This window comes from Streptomyces sp. NPDC051322 (assembly GCF_040689485.1).
Taxonomy (GTDB): domain Bacteria; phylum Actinomycetota; class Actinomycetes; order Streptomycetales; family Streptomycetaceae; genus Streptomyces.
In genome coordinates this window covers 392,964-413,692 of sequence record NZ_JBFBAK010000005.1, presented here as the reverse complement: position 1 = coordinate 413,692, position 20,729 = coordinate 392,964, and the positions used below count along the sequence as shown (strand labels likewise).

Annotated in this window: 15 protein-coding genes; all 15 read right to left on the bottom strand. The window is 71.5% G+C overall.

The window, feature by feature from the left end; translation table 11 throughout:
* Window positions 1-21: 21 nt before the first annotated feature.
* The 15 genes from AB0436_RS15220 to AB0436_RS15150 all read right to left on the bottom strand — a co-directional run bounded on the left by AB0436_RS15220 (window position 22) and on the right by AB0436_RS15150 (window position 20,695).
* The gene (locus AB0436_RS15220) at window positions 22-2,058 is read right to left on the bottom strand and encodes a carbamoyltransferase C-terminal domain-containing protein (RefSeq protein ID WP_366468292.1); all 2,037 of its coding nucleotides are present in this window, start codon (window positions 2,056-2,058) and stop codon (window positions 22-24) included.
* Between the two features lie 95 nt (window positions 2,059-2,153).
* Window positions 2,154-2,486, bottom strand: coding sequence for a hypothetical protein (locus tag AB0436_RS15215; protein ID WP_366468291.1), 333 nt, complete (start codon window positions 2,484-2,486; stop codon window positions 2,154-2,156).
* Between the two features lie 26 nt (window positions 2,487-2,512).
* Entirely contained in the window at window positions 2,513-5,455 is a 2,943-nt protein-coding gene (locus tag AB0436_RS15210) for an NHLP bacteriocin export ABC transporter permease/ATPase subunit (RefSeq protein ID WP_366468290.1), read from the bottom strand.
* On the bottom strand, window positions 5,452-7,722 hold the full coding sequence (locus AB0436_RS15205; RefSeq protein WP_366468289.1) for an NHLP family bacteriocin export ABC transporter peptidase/permease/ATPase subunit: 2,271 nt from the start codon (window positions 7,720-7,722) through the stop codon (window positions 5,452-5,454). The genes AB0436_RS15210 and AB0436_RS15205 overlap by 4 nt, the downstream gene beginning before the upstream one ends.
* Before the next feature lie 10 nt (window positions 7,723-7,732).
* On the bottom strand, window positions 7,733-8,545 hold the full coding sequence (locus AB0436_RS15200; RefSeq protein ID WP_366468288.1) for an HlyD family efflux transporter periplasmic adaptor subunit: 813 nt from the start codon (window positions 8,543-8,545) through the stop codon (window positions 7,733-7,735).
* Complete coding sequence (locus AB0436_RS15195; RefSeq protein ID WP_366468287.1) at window positions 8,542-10,071, bottom strand: SagB family peptide dehydrogenase; 1,530 nt, start codon at window positions 10,069-10,071, stop codon at window positions 8,542-8,544. Before AB0436_RS15195 ends, AB0436_RS15200 begins: the two co-directional genes overlap by 4 nt.
* Complete coding sequence (locus AB0436_RS15190; RefSeq protein ID WP_366468286.1) at window positions 10,053-12,323, bottom strand: TOMM precursor leader peptide-binding protein; 2,271 nt, start codon at window positions 12,321-12,323, stop codon at window positions 10,053-10,055. Before AB0436_RS15190 ends, AB0436_RS15195 begins: the two co-directional genes overlap by 19 nt.
* Window positions 12,324-12,462: 139 nt before the next feature.
* Window positions 12,463-13,137 (bottom strand): VOC family protein, encoded by a 675-nt coding sequence (locus tag AB0436_RS15185; protein ID WP_366468285.1) that lies wholly within the window; start codon window positions 13,135-13,137, stop codon window positions 12,463-12,465.
* A gap of 48 nt (window positions 13,138-13,185) precedes the next feature.
* A complete protein-coding gene (locus AB0436_RS15180) occupies window positions 13,186-14,580 on the bottom strand; it encodes an NAD(P)/FAD-dependent oxidoreductase (RefSeq protein ID WP_366468284.1) in 1,395 nt (464 codons plus the stop codon).
* 65 nt (window positions 14,581-14,645) lie between these two features.
* Window positions 14,646-15,428, bottom strand: a complete 783-nt coding sequence (locus tag AB0436_RS15175) for an alpha/beta hydrolase (protein WP_366468283.1) — start codon at window positions 15,426-15,428, stop codon at window positions 14,646-14,648.
* A complete protein-coding gene (locus tag AB0436_RS15170; RefSeq protein ID WP_366468282.1) occupies window positions 15,425-16,447 on the bottom strand; it encodes a Rieske 2Fe-2S domain-containing protein in 1,023 nt (340 codons plus the stop codon). Before AB0436_RS15170 ends, AB0436_RS15175 begins: the two co-directional genes overlap by 4 nt.
* A 41-nt stretch (window positions 16,448-16,488) precedes the next feature.
* On the bottom strand, window positions 16,489-17,733 hold the full coding sequence (locus tag AB0436_RS15165) for an FAD-dependent oxidoreductase (protein WP_366468281.1): 1,245 nt from the start codon (window positions 17,731-17,733) through the stop codon (window positions 16,489-16,491).
* Window positions 17,723-18,955: a cytochrome P450 gene (locus AB0436_RS15160; RefSeq protein ID WP_366468280.1), complete on the bottom strand. Its 1,233-nt coding sequence runs from the start codon at window positions 18,953-18,955 to the stop codon at window positions 17,723-17,725. Before AB0436_RS15160 ends, AB0436_RS15165 begins: the two co-directional genes overlap by 11 nt.
* 1 nt (window position 18,956) lies before the next feature.
* Complete coding sequence (locus tag AB0436_RS15155; RefSeq protein WP_366468279.1) at window positions 18,957-19,826, bottom strand: ABC transporter permease; 870 nt, start codon at window positions 19,824-19,826, stop codon at window positions 18,957-18,959.
* Window positions 19,823-20,695: an ABC transporter ATP-binding protein gene (locus AB0436_RS15150; RefSeq protein WP_366468329.1), complete on the bottom strand. Its 873-nt coding sequence runs from the start codon at window positions 20,693-20,695 to the stop codon at window positions 19,823-19,825. The genes AB0436_RS15155 and AB0436_RS15150 overlap by 4 nt, the downstream gene beginning before the upstream one ends.
* Window positions 20,696-20,729 lie beyond the last annotated feature (34 nt).

The following is a 20,729-nucleotide window of genomic DNA, read 5'->3' as shown; positions in this document are numbered from 1 at the left end:
CCGGCAACGTCTACGCGTCAATTATGCGGAACTTCCACCGTTTCGCAGCGCGTTGACCACACCGAAGGCACCGGTCAGGGTGGACGGGTCGGAGAACGAGGCACCCGGGCCGTGGGTGCGGCGGAAGTTGTCGGCGAGGCCGGCGAACGAGGCGTCGACCGAGGCCCGGTAGCCGGCCAGCAGGTTGACGCGTTCCGGGGTGGCCAGCGTGCCTTCGGCGCGGAGCTCGGGCGAGCGGGCCAGCAGGAACATGCCGGGGACCGTGTAACCCCGGTCCAGCCAGTCCTGCCAGATCGCGTCGCGGTCCTCCTCCTGGCCGGCGAAGAACTCCACCGCGCGCGGCCGCGGCCCGGCCGGTGCGCGGGCGGCGAGCTGCTCGTCGCCGGTCCGCAGGGCGATCCGGCGCCCGTTGAGGTAGAGCACGCCGATGCCCTTGCGTACGCAGAAGTTGAGCGCTTCGGCCGCGGTGTCCACGACGGCCTCGCCCCGGTCGTTGAGCGAGGTGTTGCAGAGGATCGGCACCCCGGTGGCGTCCCGGAAGGCAGCCAGGGCCCGGTGCAGCAGCGGGTTGGCGTCGGCGGAGAGCGTCTGGTGGCGTGCCGAGCCGTCCAGGTGGAGGATGGCCGGAACCTGGTCCCTGACCTCCGGACGGACCTGCACGGCCTCCAGCATGTACGGCGATTCGCGGTCCGAGGAGAACCACTCGCCGGTGTGTTCGGACATGACCATCGGGGCGACCGGCCGCCACCACTGGCGCTGCTTGTAGCCGTTGAGCAGGTCCTTGACCCGGGGGGAGCGCGGGTCACCGATGAGGCTGCGGTGGCCGAGTGCGCGCGGCCCGATCTCGGCGCGGCCGTCGACCCACGCGACCACCGAGTCGGTCACGTCGGCGACGAAACGCTCCGGGTCGAAGGCTTCGGCCGCGGCCGCCGACTCGACCCAGGGGGCGAATTCCGCGAGCGCCTCCTCCGTATCACCGGCCGCACGGCCCAGGTAGGCGGAGTCGATCCGCAGCTCGGCCTCGTCGAGGACGCCGGTGCCGTGCAGTCCGAGGAGGCCGAGGCCGATGCCCTGCCCGGAGTCGTTGGCGCACGGCGGGGTGAGCAGGCCGCGGAAGCCGAAACGGTCCATCAGCAGCGTGTTGGTGGGGCAGTTGAGCGCGTAGCCGCCGCTGGTCGACAGGTAGCACTCGTCGGGTCGCAGGTCGCCGAGTGCGATGAGCTGCTCGACATTGCGGATGGCGACCAGTTCGGAGCAGCGCTGTACCACCTTCATGGCGGCGCTGCGCAGGTTCTCCTCGCGGGTGAACGCGCCGTCGAGTGCGACGGAGTCGAGCTGGGCCTCGGCCGCCTCGACGATGGCCCGGACCAGGGCGAACGCCTCCTTCCACGGCTGCACCTGCCCACCGTGCAGGCTGATGCCCGCGATCGCCGCGGCGGCGTCGAAGCGGATCTCGGTGCGGCTCGCGGACGCGAGCGCCATGAGAGTGCCCGGCTCCTGCCCGAAGAGGGTTTCGGCCGCCGTGTAGAGCGGCGCCGGGGACTCGACCGGGGCGAAGGTCAGTCTCCCCCGGTCGGCCACGCAGCCCGCGTACCAGTAGCGGGTGGGGCCGGTGTCCTGGACGTAGTCCGGCAGGGCGTCGATCGCCATCGCGACGATCTTCTCCTGCCGGAACATCCGGGTGTCCGTCATCAGTCCGCTGAACAGATGGGCAAGGCTGTGCACCGGGAAGTCACCGGCGCCCGCCGGCACCGGGACGGGCTGCGCCGCGGGCAGTCCGGGGGTACCCCAGCAGACGCTGATGTCGGCGGACGTGAGCCCTTCCTCGGCCAGCAGGGCGGCGAGGAACGCCTCGGTGCGCTCGGCCGTGTAGAGCGGCCAGAAGTGGTGCTTCTGGCCGCTGACCCGTTCCAGTTCCCAGAGGCGTACGAGCTCGACGGACGCGCCGGAACGGCGCCACAGCACCACGTTCTGGTCGTGCCGGACCGAGAAGATCGCCCCGGGGCCAGGCGGGGTCAGGTAGCAGGACAGGAAGTATTCGTCGGTACGCTCGTTCACTCTGGTTCCTCTCGGTTCGGACGCGATCGGTTCGGACGCGATCGGTTCGGACGCGCTGTGCACTGCCTTCGCTGCCTTCGCGGTGCGCATCCGCCTCACGCCCCGGCCGGCCGGGGCCGGTCGCAGCGGCGCACTTCCACCCGGTTGCCCTCGCCGACGGGGACCTTCTCGCCCCACGCCAGCGCCTCCTCCTCGGTGGCCACCTCGATCAGCCACATGCCGCCGAGCTCCAGGGCGCCGTCCCCGGCCCGCGGTTCGGACTGGAGGATCTCGGGGCGGGCGAGCCGGGCGCCGTATCTGACGGTGACACCGGCGTCGGCCAGGGACCGGCCGAAGGCGCGGTTGGCGGTGAACCGCTCCTCGCGTTCCGCCTCGGACATCTGGTCCCAGCTCTTCTCCTCGCCGAAAATGAGCAGCGCGAACTCCATGGCATCCCCCTCGGGTTGGCGTGGCTTCATGAGATCTGGCGGCGTGCCATCCGGGCGAAGAGGCCGCCGGTGTCCGCCAGCAGCTCCTCGTACCGGCCCTGCTGAACGACCTTGCCGCCGTCCAGCACGACGATCCTGTCGGCGTCCGCGACGGTGGACAGCCGGTGGGCGATGACCACCCGGCTGGCGTTCAGCTTGCGGGTGGACTCCGCGACCAGCTTCTGGGTCGGGTTGTCGAGCGCGCTGGTCGCCTCGTCGAAGAAGACGATGCGGGGCCTGGCCACCAGTGCCCTGGCGATCATCAGCCGTTGCCGCTGACCGCCGGAGAGCGTGTTGGTGCCCTCGGAGAGCACGGTGTTCATGCCCATCGGCATGGCTTCGATGTCGGCGGCGATGCCCGCCATCGTCGCGGCCTCCCAGGCGTCGTCGGCGGTGTAGCTGCTGCTGCCGACGATGTTGGTCTTGATGCTGCCGGCCAGCAGCGCGCCGTGCTGGAGAACCACCCCGCACTGCCGGCGAACGGCGGACACGTCGAGCTCCGCGAGGTCCTGGCCGTCGTACAGCACGGAGCCCGCACCCGGCTGCTCGAAGCCGAGCAACAGCCGCAGCACGGTGGACTTTCCGCTGCCCGACGGGCCGACCAGGGCGACGAACTCTCCGGGGTCGACGGTCAGCGTGACGTCGTCGAGGACGAGCGGGCCGTCCTCCTTGTAGCGGAAGGCGACATGGGAGAGCGCGATCCTGCCCGACAGGTCGCCCGGGTCCGCCTGGATGTCGTTCGTCTCGGGTTCCGCCTCGAGCAGCGGCCGCAGCTCCTCCAGCATCGGTACGACGCCCATGGCGGTGATGGCGGCGGCCGTGAACTGCAGGCTGGAGGCGAGCAGCAGATTGAACGCGGCGAAGAAGGACAGGAAGGCGGCGATCGGGACCTCACCGCTGAACGGGCCGCCGACCACGGCGAACAGGATCGCCGAACAGAACACCGGGTAGGCCGCGTTGAAGGTGGTGACCGCGTTCTGCACCCGCCGGGACACCGCCGCCTGGGTGCGGCCCTTGCTGAACAGCGCCGCCCACACCCCGAAGACCCGCTCCTCGGACGCGGTCACCCGCAGCTTGGTGATGGCGGTGAGCAGCTGGAACACCCGCGACGACATGCGTTGCTCGTACGTGTACAGCCGGCGCTGCGAGCGCACCTCGAAGTAGCCGGCGATCAGCGCGAACAGCGCGCCGGCCGCGACCAGTACGGTCGCGAGCAGGGCCAGCCGGACGCTGTAGAAGTAGACCAGGCCGAGGTTGGCCAGCCCGGTCAGCAGGCCGATGGCGGCCGTGGTCATCATGCCGGAGAGCAGTTCCTGGGCGGCGCTGATGCCCAGCACGGTGGTGCCGAGTTCTCCGGTGGAGTACCTGGCGAAGAACGACGCGGGCAGCGAGAGCAGCCGGGTCCACATGCCGACCTGCATGGCCGCGGTGGTGCGGCTCTCGATGCGCAGCACGGCGATGTTCTGCAGGATGGACAGGGCCGCGACCACCAGCGCGGAGGCGATGACCACCAGGGCGCCCTCGACGATGAGGTCGCGGCGGGCCTCGGCCACGAAGACGCCCAGCACCTCGCCGGTCATGATCGGTACGAGCAGCCCGACCAGCGAGACGGCGAGCCCCATCACGGCGAACGTCCACAGGTCCCGGCGGTTGTTGCGGAAGCCGAAGCGCAGCAGCCCGGCGATGGACTTCACCCCGGGAGGCAACGGCCGGTACAGCACCATGCCCTGCCCGGTGAGGTCCCCGGCGATCTTGGCCGTCACCGGCACCACCGTGCCGCCCTCGGCCAGCACATAGCCGCGGCCGATCGGCAGCAGGGCCACCGGGGTGTCACCGATCTTCCGGTACCCGATCATCGGGCCGAGGTCCTGCCGCCACCAGTCGCCGTCCAGCCGGACCGTGCGGGTGCGTACCCCGGAGGCCAGCGCGATGGCCTGCAGATCGGTCACCTCCCGGCCGTATCCGCTGCCCGCCACGGGCGCCCTGACGGTGAAGCCCTGGTGCGAGGCGACCAGCCGGGCCGCCGCCAGCGGCGCCGGGTCGGCGGCCACCTCGGTGAGTTTGATGCGCGCCTCGGTGTCCCGGATGACGGACTCGAAGCCGCGGGCCGCGGTGACCATCGTGGAGCGGTCGCGGGCGCGGCGGCGCAGCAGCGTCTCGGCCTCCTCGACGCGGCGGCGTTCCACCCGCCGGTCGATGACGTAGAGCAGGCGTGCGGCGTGGGTGACCCAACGGCCCCACAACTCGCCGTTGTGCAGCAGGTCCTGCAGCGAGCGGGCGTACAGCCGGGTGGCCCCGTGGGCGATCAGCCAGTCCCGTTCGGTGACACAGATGTCGGTGCCGGGGCCGATGCGGCCGGCCACGCCCTCGACCATCTCCGCCGAGCCCTCTTCGATCAGTACCCAGCGCACCCCGTCGACCGTACGGATGGCCTGCCCGTCGGCGGCCTCGGTGCTTCCGGTGCCGGCCAGCGGGACGAAGCTGCGGGGTGGCAGGGCATTGCGCAGCGCCTCGGCGAGCGCCACGATGCCCTGCTCGACACCGGTCACGAACTGCTCGACGGTGGCCCGGTACTCGGCGTCCGGCAGCCTCCGGGCGCCCTCGCCGGAGAGCGATTCCACGTGCGAGAAGGGCAGGTAGGAGAGCCGGGAGCCGAGGACCGGACGCCCGACGATGCGGTGGCGCGGTCCGTAGGGCGTGCCGATGAGGATCGTGCCGCGTTCCACCCGGTTGAGGAAGGTCCAGCGGCCGTGCGGGACGCCGTCGCGCATCTCGACCGCGAAGAGGTCCACCGCGCCCGATTCGACGAGCAGGACCCGGCGGATGTCGTCGAAGTGCACGAAACGGTCGCCGGTGAGTTCCACCGGGGTGGCGGCCTCGGTGAGGAACGGCACGAACTCCTCGCCGGCCAGGCTGGGTGCGGCGGTCACGCGTCCTCCTGCGCTCTTCGGCTGGACTCGATGAGCGCGGTGTACTGCCCGCTCAGCGCCAGCAGTTCGTCATGGGTGCCGCGTTCGGTGATGACGCCCTGCTCCAGGACGATGATCTCGTCGGCGTCGCGGACGGTGGAGAGCCGGTGCGCGATGGTGAGGCAGGCGCAGCCGCGGCGTCGCAGGTTGTCCATGATCTGCCGTTCGGTCTCCGGGTCGAGTGCGCTGGTGGCCTCGTCCAGGATCAGCAGGGTGGGGTGGACGGCCAGCGCCCTGGCGAGTTCCAGGCGCTGGCGCTGGCCGCCGCTGTAGTTGCGGCCGTCCTCGGCGATGAGGCTGTTGATGCCGCCGGGCCGGGCCGCGATGACGTCGAAGAGCGCCGCGTCCCGCAGGGCGGCGATCACGTCGTCGTCGGGGATGTCGCTGTTCCACAGCGTGAGGTTGTCGCGGACGGTCCCCTCGAACAGCGCGATGTCCTGGTCGACGTAGGCCACGGAGGCGGCGAGCTGGGTGCGGGCGATCTCCTGGCGGGGCCTGCCGTCCAGCAGGATCTGCCCTGACCAGGGTTCGTAGAGGCCGGTGACCAGACGCCCCAGGGTCGACTTGCCGCTGCCGGAGCTGCCGACGACGGCGACCCGGCGGCCCGGCACCAGATTCAGGCTGAGGTCCTTGATGACCGGTTCGGCCAGCGGGCTGTAGCCGAAGCGGACGTCGCGGAACTCCAGATAGCCGTCGAGCCGGCTGAGGGTGTCGTCGTCGGGGAGGTCGAAGACGGCGGCTGCCGGGTAGCGCTCGACGTCGTACAGCCGCTTGATGTCGGCGGTGACCTCCTGGAGCCGGCTGCCCAGGTTGGTCAGTTGGGTGACCGGGCGGCTCAGCGCGGACAGCAGGGTCTGGAAGGAGACCAGGATGCCGACGCTGATCGCCCCGTCCACCACGCGTTCGCCGCCGACCAGCAGGATCAGTCCGCTGTTGAGCGCGGCGAGCATCGCGGGTACGACGGTCAGCACGGCGGTCGGCGGGCCGAGGCGTTGTTTCGCCGAGATGACCTTGGCGAGGTAGCCGGCCCAGCGGGTGAACGCGTCGGGTTCGGAGCCGGTCGCCTTGACGGTCTCGATCAGGCTGAGCGTGGTGAAGGTGGTGGCGGTCAGGTTGCCCCGGTCGGCGCGCAGCGCCACCACCGCGTCGGTGCGGCTGCGGGAGACCCAGCGCAGCACGGCGATGTTGAGCAGCGCCATGCCGATGCCGATGACGCCGAGCAGGACGTCGTAGCGGATGAGGATGGCCGCGTAGAAGCTGACGAGTACCAGGTTGATGACCGAAAGGGCCAGGTCGCGGGAGAGGATCTCGGCGACCACGTCGTTGCCGGACACCCGTTTGGCGACCTCGGCGGGCCGCCGTTGCAGGAAGAAGTCGATGGGCAGCCGCAGCAGATGCCGGAAGAACCGGGCCGAGCCGGCCAGCCCCAGCCGCATCTCCAGCCGCAGCAGGTAGTGCCGCTGTACGGAGGTGAGGATCAGGGTGGCGAGACCTGCGGCCACCATGAAGATCACCAGGGGCATCAGGTAGTTCTGCTGACCGCCGGACAGAATGCGGTCGATGAAGACCCGGCTGAAGGCGGGAGCCGCGATGCCGGGCAGCACCAGCAGCGCGCTGGCCAGCAGGACCAGCGGAAGGGCGCGTCCGGAGGGCAGCCGGCGCTGCAGCAGCGCGGCTCCGACCTTGCCCTCCTTGCCGCCGGGGCGGAAGTCGGGACCCTTCTCGAAGGACAGCACGATCCCGGTGAACCCGGAGTCGAACTCCTCCCAGTCCATCAACCGGGGTCCGGCCGCAGGGTCGTTGACGGCGACGACGGTCCGGCCGAACCGGCTGCGCACCCCTTCGACGACCATGAAGTGCTGGAAGGCCCAGAAGATGATGACGGGCGCGGAGAGGTCCTTGAGCGTTTCGGCCTCGGCCTGGTAGCCCTTGGCGATCATTCCGTGGGCGCGGGCGGCCGCGAGCACGGTGGAGGCCTTGGCACCGTCCCGGGACACCCCGCACAGGCCGCGCAACTCCTCCAGCGGGACGAACCGCCCGTGGTAGCCGAGGATCATGGCGAGACTGGCGGCGCCGCACTCCACCGACTCCATCTGGATGACCGTGGGCACCTTGTGCCGCCAGCGCATCGTGCGGGTACGGGGATCGAGCGCGGCCGGCGGCTCGGTCTTCGCGGCGGGGGACGGGTCGCCGTTCTTACGGGCGTCGGTGTCGATGGTCTGTGACATGGCTGTCCCCTCAGCGCCCGAGGATCAGGTTGAACGGCGTCTGGCTGCCCAGATTGATGGTGGCCTTGACGGACACCTGGGTGCTCAGCGGACTCGGCGGTCCGTTCGTGGTGGACCAGGCGTAACCCGACTTCGTACCGGCGTCCTTGACCAGGTCGACGACGACCAGGCGGGGCGGGCTGCTCGAGACGTAGCTCTTGGCGGCGAGCTCGCCGCCGACCAGGCCGGAGAGTTCGCCGGAGGTCAGCGGATAGGGGCTCACGGAGCTGATCCGTCCGCGCAGCAGGCCGAAGGAGCGGGGCGGCGCGGTGGACACCGAGAGGTCCACCGGCTTGCCCGGCGCCAGGCCGACGGCGCGGGCGGCGGGCACGAAGACCATGGCGACCATCCGGTCGTCGGAGGAGTCGGTGCGCTCGACCGTGGCGACGGACGAGCCGGCCGGCACGACCTGCCCCTCGCTGACGCCGAGACCGACGACATGACCGGAGAAGGGACTGGTGACGTCGGTGCTCCGGCCGTCCGCTCCCTCGATCGTGGCGACCGGCTGGCCCTCCTCGACGGTGCCCTTGACGTGCACCAGGACACGCCGCACGGTGCCGGGCACCGGGCTCTGCACGCTGGCACTGCCCAGCGGGCGGGTGAGCAGGCCCGGTGCGGACACGCTGATGGGCAGGCTGCCCTGGAAGGCCCAGAGGGTCGCACCGGCCATGATGATCATGACGACGAAGACGGCGATCCAGCCGCGCGGTGCGGCCAGCAGCGTCGGCGAGTCCAGCTCGTCGGGCTCGCGCATCCGCTGCAGCGCCTTGAACCGGAAGTTCACGGCCGCTCCTCCCCCTCGATCCCCTCGATGTCCGGGCCCGCGATGACCGGCACTCCGGACGGGTGCCGCAGCACGGCGGGCCGGCTGCCGAGGACGAGTTCGCCGACGCTGCCCTCGGTGCGGGGGTCGAGGCCGGTGGCGGCGGCGAAGTCGGCTGCGTCCCCGCCGCCCAGTCCGCACACGCCGAGCCCCATGGCCGCGCCGATGAGGTACACGGTCTGGTAGAGCACACCGACGTGCTTGAGCAACAGCGGGTAGGCCACCGTCCGGTACTTCCACATCACCCGGCCGAAGCGGGCCGCGACCAGCAGCACGATCTGCGGGTCGCTCTCCATCAGGGCCCCGTCGCGGGCGCCCCGGACGAGTGCGTCCGTCGCCGGTCCCGCCTCGGCGACCAGTTCGAGCGCGTGCCGGTCGGTGCGGTAGTGCCACAGGCCCGGGTCGAGGCCGGCGCAGTGGCTGATCAGCGGATAGATCTCCAGCTCGTGGACGGCGCCGCCGCTGGGGTAGGGACGGTCGGCGAGCTCCTGACCGTCGCTGCCGGTGAAGGTCTGCCGGCAACGGGCCGCCCGGTAGAGGAGTTCGCCGAGCTGTACGTCGGTGACGGGCGCCGCGTCGTCGTGCTCGCGGACCGAACGGCGGCTCTCCAGGGCCTCGGTGAGAGAGGGGTCCTGCCGGGCGACCGCCGCCAGGTCGGGTACCGGCAGCGCGACCGTACGGGTGGAGCGGGCGGGCGGCACGGCGGGGAGCGGCTCGAAACGGCCGGCGCCCGGATAGGTGCCGCCGTACTCGGTGACGGTCATCGGGCCCCGGCTGCGGGCGTGCAGCCACAGGTCGGACGGCTCCCACAGGGCCTGGGACGGCTCCTGCGCCTCGGCGTCGTCCCCGGGCCCCCCGGCGGCGAGCAGCCCGGCGGCGCCGAGGAGCCGCAGCGCCTGGCCGGTCTCCGGGAGCCCGGGCAGCGTCCCGAGGCCGGCCGGCGTGGTCCAGTCGGCCAGCGCGCCGAGCAGCGCGGCGGCGGCCGGGGCGAGTTCGACCCTGAGGTGGCTGCCGGGAGCGGTGACCGTCAACCGCCCTTCCCGCACCTGGGCGAGGGCGAAACGGGAGAGCTTGACGGGAGCGTCGGCCGCCGGGGCGGGCGGCAGCTCGGTGCGGCCACGGCCGACCGGCCGCAGCCGCACCAGCGGCAGGCCGTCGGCGGTCAGGGTGTGGTCGAGCAGCCCCTCGGCGTCGAGCCGGCGCAGCGTCAGGTGCAGCCGGAGCAAGGCCGGCAGTCCGTCCCCGGCCACCACTGCCGCACCGATGTCCTCCTCGGTGTGCTCGCCCGCGGCGAGATCCGCGACCACCGCCCGTACGCTCGCGGGCAGTTCCCGCAGCCGCAGCGCGCAGAGCGGCCCGGTGACCACCAGCGCCTCGTCGGTGACGGTGAGCACCGCGTCGGACCGCAGGCCGATCACGGTGCGGGCGGCGGTCGCCGGGGCGGGTCCGGTCGCCGGGGCGGGTCCGGTCAGAAGAACACGTTCCACGGGTTCACCTGCTCCTCGGGCGTCGGCCGGTCTCTCAGGCCGAGCTGTACGGGTACGTCGTAGAGGCGTCCGGGGGCCAGCCGGCGCCAGAAGTGCCGCATGCCGGGCGCGATCACCTTCACCACGTTCAGATCGAGGTCGGGCTGGGTCTGGTCGAGCACGATCACTTCGACCCCGGCCTTCCCGGCCCGCGCGACGCACTCGCGGATATGGCTCGCCAGGTCGTGGCCGGGCAGTCCCGGGTGATCCGCGAGGGTGGTGGCCGGGAGAGCCGGGTCGGGCAGCAGCCACGGCTCGTCCTGCAGCCGGGCCTGGCGGCACCACTTGAGGGTCTCGACGTCGTCGGTGCGGTACTCGGTGTTGCCGTCCGCGTCCCGCCGCTCGACGAACGGCAGGAACTGGTTCACCTCGGTCAGCGCCCGCATCACCGCGATCGCCGGGTCGGGATGGGCGCCGAAGCCGACCATGATGTCCTCCACCCGGTGACGCCGGTGGGAGAGCGCGGCGAAGGTGGGAATGCCGAGGTCGGACGTGATGTCCAGGACCCACAGATCGCGGTCCATGCCCGCGTAGAACCTGCGCAGTGCGTCGATGTACGGGTCTTCGAGCGAGTCGAGGTCGAAGGCCGGGCGGCGCAGCCGGTTGTACCACCAGACCGCTACCGCGTCCCGCTCGACGACCTCGCAGAATCCCTGCAGGATCGCCTCTTCGAGGGTGTTGCCGCTGGCCCCGCCGTTGGAGTCGCCGACGCAGTAGAAGTGCCGGGCGAGGTCAGGGTGGCCGTAGTAGGCGTAACCGGTCGGGACGAGCCGCTCGCTGTCATGGGTGAGCGACCAGGCGGTGGACCAGTCCAGCTCCAGGTCCGTGCGGAAACGTTCCGGCACGAGATGGATACGGTGCTCCGGATCGGCGTTCCAGGCGTCACGTCCGGCGAACTGGGCCGGGGAGAAATTCAGCAGCTCGTCCATGTGGAGTGCGACGGCCGGGTCGAGTTCTTCGTAGGCCGCGCGCCGGACCGGCTCACCACCGCGCCAGACCGCCGAATAACGCTCGATCGCCTCGCAGAGCGCACTGACTTTCGCCTGTGTTTCCGACCTGCCTTTTCCGCCGCTCTGCCCGCGCATATTGCGGCGCAGCAAATCCATGTTGTCGTTGACCATGGCGAAGTTGTGGCCCGCCGTAAAGGCGTAGGTGATTCCGTTTCCGATGGCGTCGTGCGCCCCGAGTTTGGTGATCGCCCCGAGGTGCGGACTGACATGGTGCTTGAGCCGCTCGTAGGTGAGCTGCGGCGGCAGCGTGCGGTACCCGCCGTCGGTGGTGTGCCGGGCAGCCCCCGGGCTGAGGACCACCTTGGGACTGCGCTGCGCGGTGATCGCCGGGTCGCCGCAGGAGGGGCACTGCGGGCGGCGTACCAGGGTGTGTTCGGTGGTGCCCAGGGCCGCCAGGTCCAGGGTCACCATCCGGCCGGCCAGCGCGGCGGATTCGCCGGTGGCCAGGAACCGGGCGGCCTCGGTGGCGAGCAGGCCGGCCAGCGCCTGCCGGCCGGTGGGCAGCGCGGCGGCGGTCGCGTGCCGGGGCACCGATTCGCCCCGCTTCCCCGACAGGTACCGCTCGACCTGCCGGTTCTCGGAGATCCGCTGGGCCATACAGAACCAGCAGCCGGTCTGTCCCGGCTGCATCAGCGGACCGAGCCAGGCGGTCACGCCGGCCGGCCGGGCGAGCAGCCAGGGACGCCCGTCGGCGATCCGCCGGTCGTTGAACTCCGCCAGCGCCGGATCGAGGTAGTCGTCGGCGAGCACGATGGCCAGACCACCGGCCTCGCCACTGTCGTCGCCCGCCGCCGCGACCCGTACCCCGTTGGCCCGCAACGCCTCGGCGACCGGGGCCGGATCGGTGGATCCGAGCGCGACCAGGGTCACGCCCTTCGCACCGGCGGCCGTGACTACGGCGGCCGGGTCGATGCCCTGCGCGTCCCAGAAGGCGAGGACCTGATCGGGCAGTTCGGGGCGGCCCTCGGCGAGGTGACCGGCGGCCTCGTAACGCCGCAGAGCGGTCAGTACCCGGGGAATCGAGAGTTCGCCGTGCAGGGCCTGGACGATGTCGCCGACGGTCTGCCGGCCGTCGAGATAGGGCAGTAGCGCCACCGGATCGGCGCCGCGAACCATGTAGTGCTGGTCCTCAGCGACGAGAAACACCTTGTCGCCGTCCACGATTTCCGTATTGAAATGCGCTTTTAGACGAGGACGCTCCAATTCTCTGCCCCCCTGGCTCAAAGTTGTCTTGCTTTCTTTGAATGCGGGACAAGTCAATCATGGGGGCGATGGCTCGAACATACTTCAGTTTCTTCAGCAGTACGTATCTCGGCTGCGTATCCGATTACGCATGCCCCGTTCACGCGGCGGATGCCGGCACGTCCGTCGCGACGAGTGCGAAGCGGGCACCGCGCGCGTCGAGCAACCGCACGGACCCGTCGTCGTACCCGGTCACCCGGGCGCCGGCGGCCAGCGCCGTACGCACCGCGCCGACCAGGGAGTCGACGCCGAAGTGCACCAGCCAGTGCGCGGGTCCGGAGGGGTCCGCCACCAGCCGGATGGCCGGGTCCGCGCCCAGACCGGCATAGAAACCGGCCACTGCGGCCGTCTCGGGGACGTGCAGTTCGTAACGGCAGGCGGCGCCGGACTCGTCTGCCAGCACCACACCGTCCGCCCGCCGGCCCTGCCAGAAACCGACCAGGGTGCCTGCGGGGTCGGCGGCCAGCAGCAACCGGCCGTTGTCCCCCGCGTCCACGGGTGCGAGCACCACGGTGCCGCCCAGTTCGACGACCCGTACCGCCGTGGCGTCCAGGTCCTTCGCGGCCAGGTAGACCACCCAGAACTCCAGCCGCCCCGGCGCCGTACCGAACCCGGCCACCAGTTCTCCGGCGCTTCGGGCCGTGCGGTAGCCGCCCTCTTCGGCGTACTCCCAGCCGAGCAGCGCGGCGTAGAACGCCTCCGCCCCGGCCGGTTCCGCGGAGATGCGGTCGATCCAGCACGCCGCACCGGCGTCATAGGTGGTGCGTACAGGCATGACTCCCCCTCATTTGTACCTCGCCCGGGCGCCGGTACGCCGGCCCGGTCAGACGCAGCGGCGGATGCCGAGCCGGTCCTCGGTGACCAGGCTGAGCCCCGACACCGCGTCGTAGAGATCGTCCGGGTCGATCTTCATCGGCGCCGTGGTCATGCCGGACGGCTGCTGCTGGTCCGCCGCCCGCCGGCGGGCCGTTTCGGCCGCCTCGCCGAGGCCGAGCGCCGGGGCGACGCCGCCCCCCGATGTGGCGTCCTGCAGATCGCTGAGCCCCGCGATGATCGCGCCGAACGCGCTGTCCGGCTCCTCGGTGCGGCTGCCCTCGCGCAGCAGCGTCTGCGCGAGCCAGAAGTAGTGCTTACGGCCCTGGTACTTGCCGTACATCCCCGAGACCAGCGAGAACGCCCGGTGGTAGGCGTTGCGGTAGAGGGCCTCGTAGAAGCCCTGCGCCTCCGGCTCGGTCACGTCGCCGTGCTCGATCGCGTTGATCGATGCCGCCGCCAGCAGACCGCTGTACATGGCGAGGTGCACGCCGGTCGACAGCAGGGGGTCCAGGAAGCAGGCGGCGTCGCCGGCCATGAAGTAGCCGGGTCCGCAGAACTCGTCGGCCACGTAACTGAAGTCCTGCTCGACCCGCACGGGTCCCCGGAAGGTGCCGCCCGCCACCAGGTCACGCACCGTCTCGGATTCGCCGACCACCCCGTGGAACATCTCCTCCAACGAGGCGAACTTGGGCCTGCGCTGCTGGAACTGCGTCTGGTGGGTGACGAACCCGACGCTGTACTCGTCGTCCTTGAGCGGGATCACCCAGTACCAGCCCTGCGGCGACGAGATGCAGTTGATGCCGCCCGCGGGGGTGCGCGGCAGCAGTGTTCCGCCCTGGTAGTAGGCCGAGATGGCGACGTTGCGGAACTCGTCGTGGCGGCGCCGGTTCTTGAACTGCCGGGCGGAGAGGAGGCCCGCGCGGCCGGAGGCGTCCACCACGTAGTCGAAGTCCGTACGCCGCACACGGCCCTCGTGCTCCCAGTCGGCGGCGACCGCACGGCCGTCCGTGAAGTGGATCTCCTTGACGGTGGCCTGCTGGATCACTTCGACGCCCTGGGAGGCGGCGTGGTCGAGGAGCACCGCGTCGAAGTCCGCGCGGTCGACCTGCCAGGATCTGATGTCCTCGCCGAACATTTCACGCCAGTCGACGGCCCAGTCCTTCTCGGTGCCCCAGCGCAGCAGGATGCCGCGCTTGACCTGGTAACCGCGCGCTTCGATCTTCTCGCCGACTCCGGCGTAGTCGATGATGGCGCGGCAGGACGGGGCGATGGATTCGCCGATGTGGTACCGCGGGAAGCGGTCGCGCTCCAGGAGGGTGACGGACAGTCCTGCCCGGGCGAGCAGCGTCGCGCTGATGGAACCGGCGGGTCCGCCGCCGACGACGAGCACCTTGCGGGTCATGAGTACTCCGTAAGTGGTGAGGTGGCGTCCTCAAGTTCGGTCGCCGTCCGTGGGTGGTGCGGCGGTCAGGCCAGCTGAGCCGCGAGGTCTGCCGCGACGGCTTCGGGGCGTTCGAGGAGCGGGAGGTGCCCGGTGCCGGTCACCGTCCGCAGCCGGCAGTCGGGGACGGTGTCGCGCAGCAGCCGGGCGTTGGCGGTGAACACCGGCATGTCCTCGTCGCCGACGAACACCAGCGTGCGGGCCTTGATCCGGGCCAGGTCGGACGGCGTGTGGGACTGGGCGGTCAGGGTCTGCATGGCCCCGTTGTCCAGCTCGGCCCAGCTGTGCCGCGCGATCACCGACCGGAGCCGGGCGCGGAGTTCGGGGTGTTTCTCGGTGCCGCGGAAGATGTCGGGCGGCGAGGTCATCCACAGGTCGGCCAACGGCGCCGATGCGCCGGCGAGGCGCCGGAGCATGGTGAGTTCCTGGTAGCGGCGCTTGGCGTGCGGTTCCGCCGGGGCGCCGCCCAGGGTGGGCGCGGCCAGCACGAGCCGGTCCAGCAGCGCGGGTTCGTCCACGGCGAGCTGGGTGGCCACCAGCGAGCCGAAGGACAGGGCGACCATCCTGGAGGCCTGTTCGTCGCGCGCCAGCTCGGCCAGGGCCGCGGCAAGCCCCGGCAGGGTGAGCCCGGTGGGGACGGGACCGGAGCGGCCGTGCCCCGGCAGGTCGACGCCGATGTGCCGATGGCCGGGCAGCAGCTGCCACAGCGGCTGCCAGGTGCTGGAGTCCATGGTGTAGCCGTGGATCCACAGGACCGCCGGGCCGCTGCCGTACGTCGTCGTGGCGAGGAGCTCCCGTACGGCACTCATGCGGGCTGCCCGGAGGCGAGCGGTCCCGAGGCGAGCGGCCCGGCGGCGACCGGTCCGGCGGCGACCGGTCCGGCGGCGAGCTTCCCGAAGGCCGCGCAGAAGGAGCGGTAGGCGAGCACCGGGCGGTCACTCGCGTCGTAGCGGGGTACCGCTTCGAGGTCCAGGTTCTCCCAGATCTCGGTGTCCTCGGCGAGCGCCTTGTGGCTGCCCTGGACGAGCATGGGCAACTCCTTCTCGTGCCCTTCCGCAACGCCGATCGCGACCCGGGCCACACAGCCTTCCGGCGTCGGCACGGCGGCGGTGACGATGACATGCGTCCGGCCGGGCGGCCCGAATTCGGTGACCACCACGGTGGGGCTGAACGCCCTTGCCAGGAATCTGGGCCGGTAGTCCCAGCGAACCACCCCGGTGCGTACGGCGTTCCAGCGGATCTCCTCCTTCGCCCGGTCGTCCTGCCAGGGCGAGGTCTGCATCAGGAATTCACCCTCGATGACCAGTTCGCCCTGCTCGCCGGGCCTGGCGACCATCCCGGTGACCTTGGGCACCTTGTGCAGCGCCGTGAAGTGCTCACCGTCGAAGGCGTTCTCGACGATCAGCTCGGCGGGCGCCGCGATCTGCTGGGTCAGCGCGGGCACCAGCGGGTGGGTGTCGGCGAAGGCGCTCAGCGCCTCGGGCAGTCCCCGGTCGTCCGCGTCGTCGTCGGTGAGCCGGGTGAACAGGGCGTCGCCCCACTGCAGGACCGGGTATTCACGGACGGACCAACGTCTGGCCGGATCGCCGAGTGCGACGCGCTTGCCGTGGAAGGGGCAGATGACGCAGCCGGCGTCGAGGGTGCCGCCGTGGCCGAGGTGGGCGCCGCGGTGCGGACAGTTCGCGTCGAACAGCCGGATCCGGTGCTGGTCGCTGACCGCGATGAGGCGGCGCGGGCCGATGGCGAGCGGAGTGATGTCGCCGCCGCTCAGCTCGGAGCGGAAGGCGGCCAGATACCAGCCGGTGTGAAGATTCGTTTCTGCCCGCATGGTGCGCGTGTCCGTTCCGATGGCCGTTGTGCTGGGTCGATTCATCGCCGGACTCCCGCCAGGATCTGCTCGGCCGCGTGGCGACCGCTGTCGAGCGCGCTGTGCACCCAGGGCAGCCGGTGACCGGCCAGCGTGGCCTCGCCCGCGAAGAACAACGTGTCGCCGACCGGATCCGCCCAGGTGCCGGCGGCGGCCGCCGCGCCCGGTCCGGCGTACGTGAAGGCACCGAGGCTCCACGGAGACCCGCCCCAGTCCGCCACCGTCACTTCGGTCACCCGGGCGCCGGCGGTCCAGGGCAGGGCAGGCTGCAGCAGTCGCAGCAGTTCTGCGTCCGGGCCCGCCGCCGCGTTCCATCCCGTTGCCGCTTTCCGTACCGCTGCCGCGGCAGCCGACTTGGCCACCACCAGCACCTGGGGGCTGCCCGCCCGGCTGCTCACGAAGCCGCGCAGGCCGTCCGCGTCGAAGACGACGGTGGAGTCGGGTGCGGGGCGGCTACAGGTGACCACCAGGCAACAGGCGTCACCCGCCGGGAGGCGACCCGCGGCCCGGTACTTGGCGGTCGGCAGATCGGCGATCTTCAGTCCGCCGGCGGTGACGACGGCCGGCGGGACGGTCACGACCACGGCACGCGCCTGCAACTCTCCGTCGTCGGTCCGTACCAGGGTCCGTCCCGGCGACCATTCCACCGCGCGGACCGGGGTTCCGCAGCGCACGTCGACTCCGGCGGCGAGACGCTCGGGAAGACGGTCGAAGCCTCCGGGGACCGCGTATTCGCCCTCCCCGACGCCGTCGCCGAGATGGGCGGCCGCGACACCGTACGCATCGAGCCGCTCGGGGCCGACGGCCCAGTGCTGGGCGAACCATTCCCGGGCCGCCGAGCTCTCGCTGCCGGAGAGGCCCTGGGCGGCGAGCCAGTCGGCGACCGAGCCACCGGCCGCTCCCGGTGCGCGGTTGAGGCGGTGCTGCAACAGCCACGGCGCCCGGCCGCCCCGCCCGAGTGCTGCCATGTCGTGGGCTCGTCCCGCGCTGACCGCGCCCGCGCCCCCCGTACGAGGAACCACGGCCAGCGGGCCGGCGATGCGGTGCACGGGGCTTTCCGAGCCGTGCACGACCTGGGCGCCGAGTTCCAGCGGAGGGCCGCCGTCGCGGGGGCGGAAGGTCCGTATTCGGCCACCGATGCGCCACCGGGCCTCGAGCACGGCAACCCGCAGCCCCCCGTCGGCGAGTGTCCGGGCGCACATCAGGCCGGCGGCCCCGGCGCCGACCACGATGACGTCAGTCCGCATCGGCGCTCCCCGTGGTGCTCACCGGACAGCGCAGCAGTCGTCTGGGGATCGGCCTCGGGTCCCAGGCCAGGGCGTCCGGTGCCGTGGTCAGCGCGAGGCCCGGAAAACCGCCCAGCAGCCGTGGCAGCAGCAACGCGCTTGCCGTACGCACGAGTTGGGCCGCCAGGCAGAAGTGCGTACCGGCACCGAAGGCGAGCTGCGGGTTGGGGGTGCGGCCCGGCCGTAGCTCATCGGGGTCCTCGAAGGCCGCCGGGTCCCGGTTGGCGGCGGCGATGATGATCAGCACCCGGCCGTCGCGGGGCACTGTGCCGCCGGGCAGCGGTACCTCCTCGGTGGCGACCCGCGCGGTGAACGGGATGGGCGCCTCCAGGCGCAGCAACTCGTCCACCAGCAGCCGGGCCGCGCCGCCGTCTTCATCACCGTGGCGGGCGTCACCGCCGCCGCTGCCGCGCAGCGCTGCCACGGCTTCGGGGCGCGGCAGCAGCCAGTACAGGGCGTTGCCGACCATCTCGGCCAGTGGCTGCCAGCCGCCCACGACGGCCAGTCCGAGGATGCCGGTCTTCTCGCGCTCGGTGATCCGGTCGTCGGCCATCAGGCGGCCGAGTGGCCCCGCGACCGCCGTACGCGCGTGGGCGGTCAGGAAAGCACTGAGCTCCGCCATGGCGGCCCGGCCGGCCGCCGCGCGTTCGCTCCCGGCCAGCGGGTCGAGGTTGACCGAGGCGGCCCCCGCCAGCAGCTCGAAACGTGCCCAGTCGGTGCGCGGCAGGCCGAAGAGCCGGCCGAACACGGCGGTGGCGAACGGCGCTCCGATCGCCTCGACCGCGTCCAGGCGATCGGGCAGGGCACCGATCAGGGCGTCGATCTCCTCGCCGAGCACACCTTCCAGAGAACGGACCGCCGCCGGGCCGAGCAGCAACTGCCCCGGGTTGCGCAGCCGCTGGTGCTCCGGCGGGTCAGTGGTGAGCATCGAGGGCGGCAGCGCGTCGTCCCGGGCCCGCTCCCGCTGGCCGAGCGCGGCCGACAGCCGGTTGTCACGCAGCGCGGCGCCGCATGCCGCATGGCTGGTGAGCCACCACATCCGGGAGTACGGGTCGTAGTGGACGGGATCGTGCACCTGCAACCAGCGATAGGCGGGGCCCGGGTCGGCTCGCCCGGCCGGAGCGAACGGGTGCGTGAGGTGCGGGGGCAGCGGCACGATGACGGGTCGCTCGGCGGTGGTCATGTCAGTTCACCCGGGGGCCGCGCCAGCGGAAGGTGAGCGCCGAGAGCACCGCACCGGCCAGCGTCCACAGCGCCAGCACCAGGGCGATACGGCCGAGCTCCCAGCCGCCGGCCGGTTCGACCACGGCGAACGAGTCCGGCAGGAACACCGAACGGAAGCCCTGTGCCATCCACTTGACCGGGAAGAGCGCCGCCACGCCCTGCATCCAGGACGGCAGCTGGTTGAACGGGAAGAAGACCCCCGAAATGAACTGCAGCACCATGAACACCGGCGTCACGATCGCGGCCGCCGAGCGGCTGTTGGGAATGAGCGCGCTGTACGCGACGGCGATCATCGCGCAGGCGATCGTGCCCAGGGCCAGGTCCCAGCCGAGGGTGGCCCAGCGCTGCGCCGTGTCGGGCATCGGCAGCCCGAAGAGCGTTACCGCGATCCCGACGAGCAGGATCGTCTCGAGTACCGCCGTGACGACGACCCGGACCAGCTTGCCGACGAAGTAGGCGGTCTTCGGCATCGGGGTGATGCCCAGGCGCCGGATGGTGCCGGTGTCCCGCTCGATGGCGATGCTGATGGCCAGGCCGGAGAAGCCGGTGCTCATCACGCCGGCCGCGATGATCCCGGCCATGAACACCTGCTTGACGTCGGTGTGCGTGCCCTTGACGGTGCCGGAGAAGATCGATCCGAACACCAGGAGCAGCAGCACCGGAAAGAGCAGGGTGAAGATCAGCGACTGCTTGTTGCGGAAGAAGCCCTTGAGTTCGACGGCCGACCTGGCCGTGCTCGCCCGCCAGATGCCGGGCAGGCGGCGCGCCGCGGCCGGGGCCCGCACGGTGGTGGTGGCCACCTCGGCGGCGGTTGGCTGGGTACTGGTCATGAGGTCCCCAGTTCGCTGTTGCGACGGATCAGGTCGAGGTAGGTCTCTTCGAGGGTCGGTCGATGGACCCGCAGATCGAGCAGTTCCGGTACACCGGCGTCCGCGGCCCAGGCCAGCAGGGTGCGCAGCACCTCGCTCGGGTGCTCGGTCAGCACGCTGACCGCATTGCCGTGTTCTTCGGCCCGCGCCTCCGGCCGCAGGGCCGGCAGCGCGAGCCGGTCGAGCTCCGCCGGGCGACGGAAGGACACAGTGGCCGGGGTGTCGGCCCGGCCGCCGAGCCCGGCCGTCGGACCGACCTCTACGATCCGGCCCTCCACGATGACGGCGGCCCGCTGGGCCAGCGCCTCGGCCTCGTCGAGGTAGTGCGTGGTGAGCACGGTGGTCGTCCCCCGGTCGGCGAAGAACCGTACGAGGTCCCACGCCTCACGCCGGGCCACCGGGTCAAGTCCGGTGGTGGGCTCGTCGAGGAAGATCAGATCAGGGTCGCCGACGACACCGACGGCCACGTCCAGACGGCGCTGCTGGCCGCCGGAGAGCGCCAGCGTCTGGGTGCGCTGGTGCTTGGCGAGTCCGACCATGTCGATGACCTGGTCAACGCCGAGCGGTGCCGGATAGAACGCGGCGAAGTGCTGGACCACCTCGCGCACCGTGAGGTCCGGGTAGGTACCCGTGCTCTGCGGCACCACACCGATGCGCGCCCGCCAGTTCCGCCGGTCGGCCGCCGGGTCCTCGCCGAGCACCCTCACGTCGCCGCCGCTGCGGCTTCGAATTCCTTCCAGAATTTCGACCGTGGTGCTTTTCCCCGCACCATTGGGTCCGAGCAGAGAAAAGACTTCCCCGGGGAATACATCAAGGTCGACACCACGCACCACGTCGTGGTCCCCGTATTGTTTTCGAAGACCT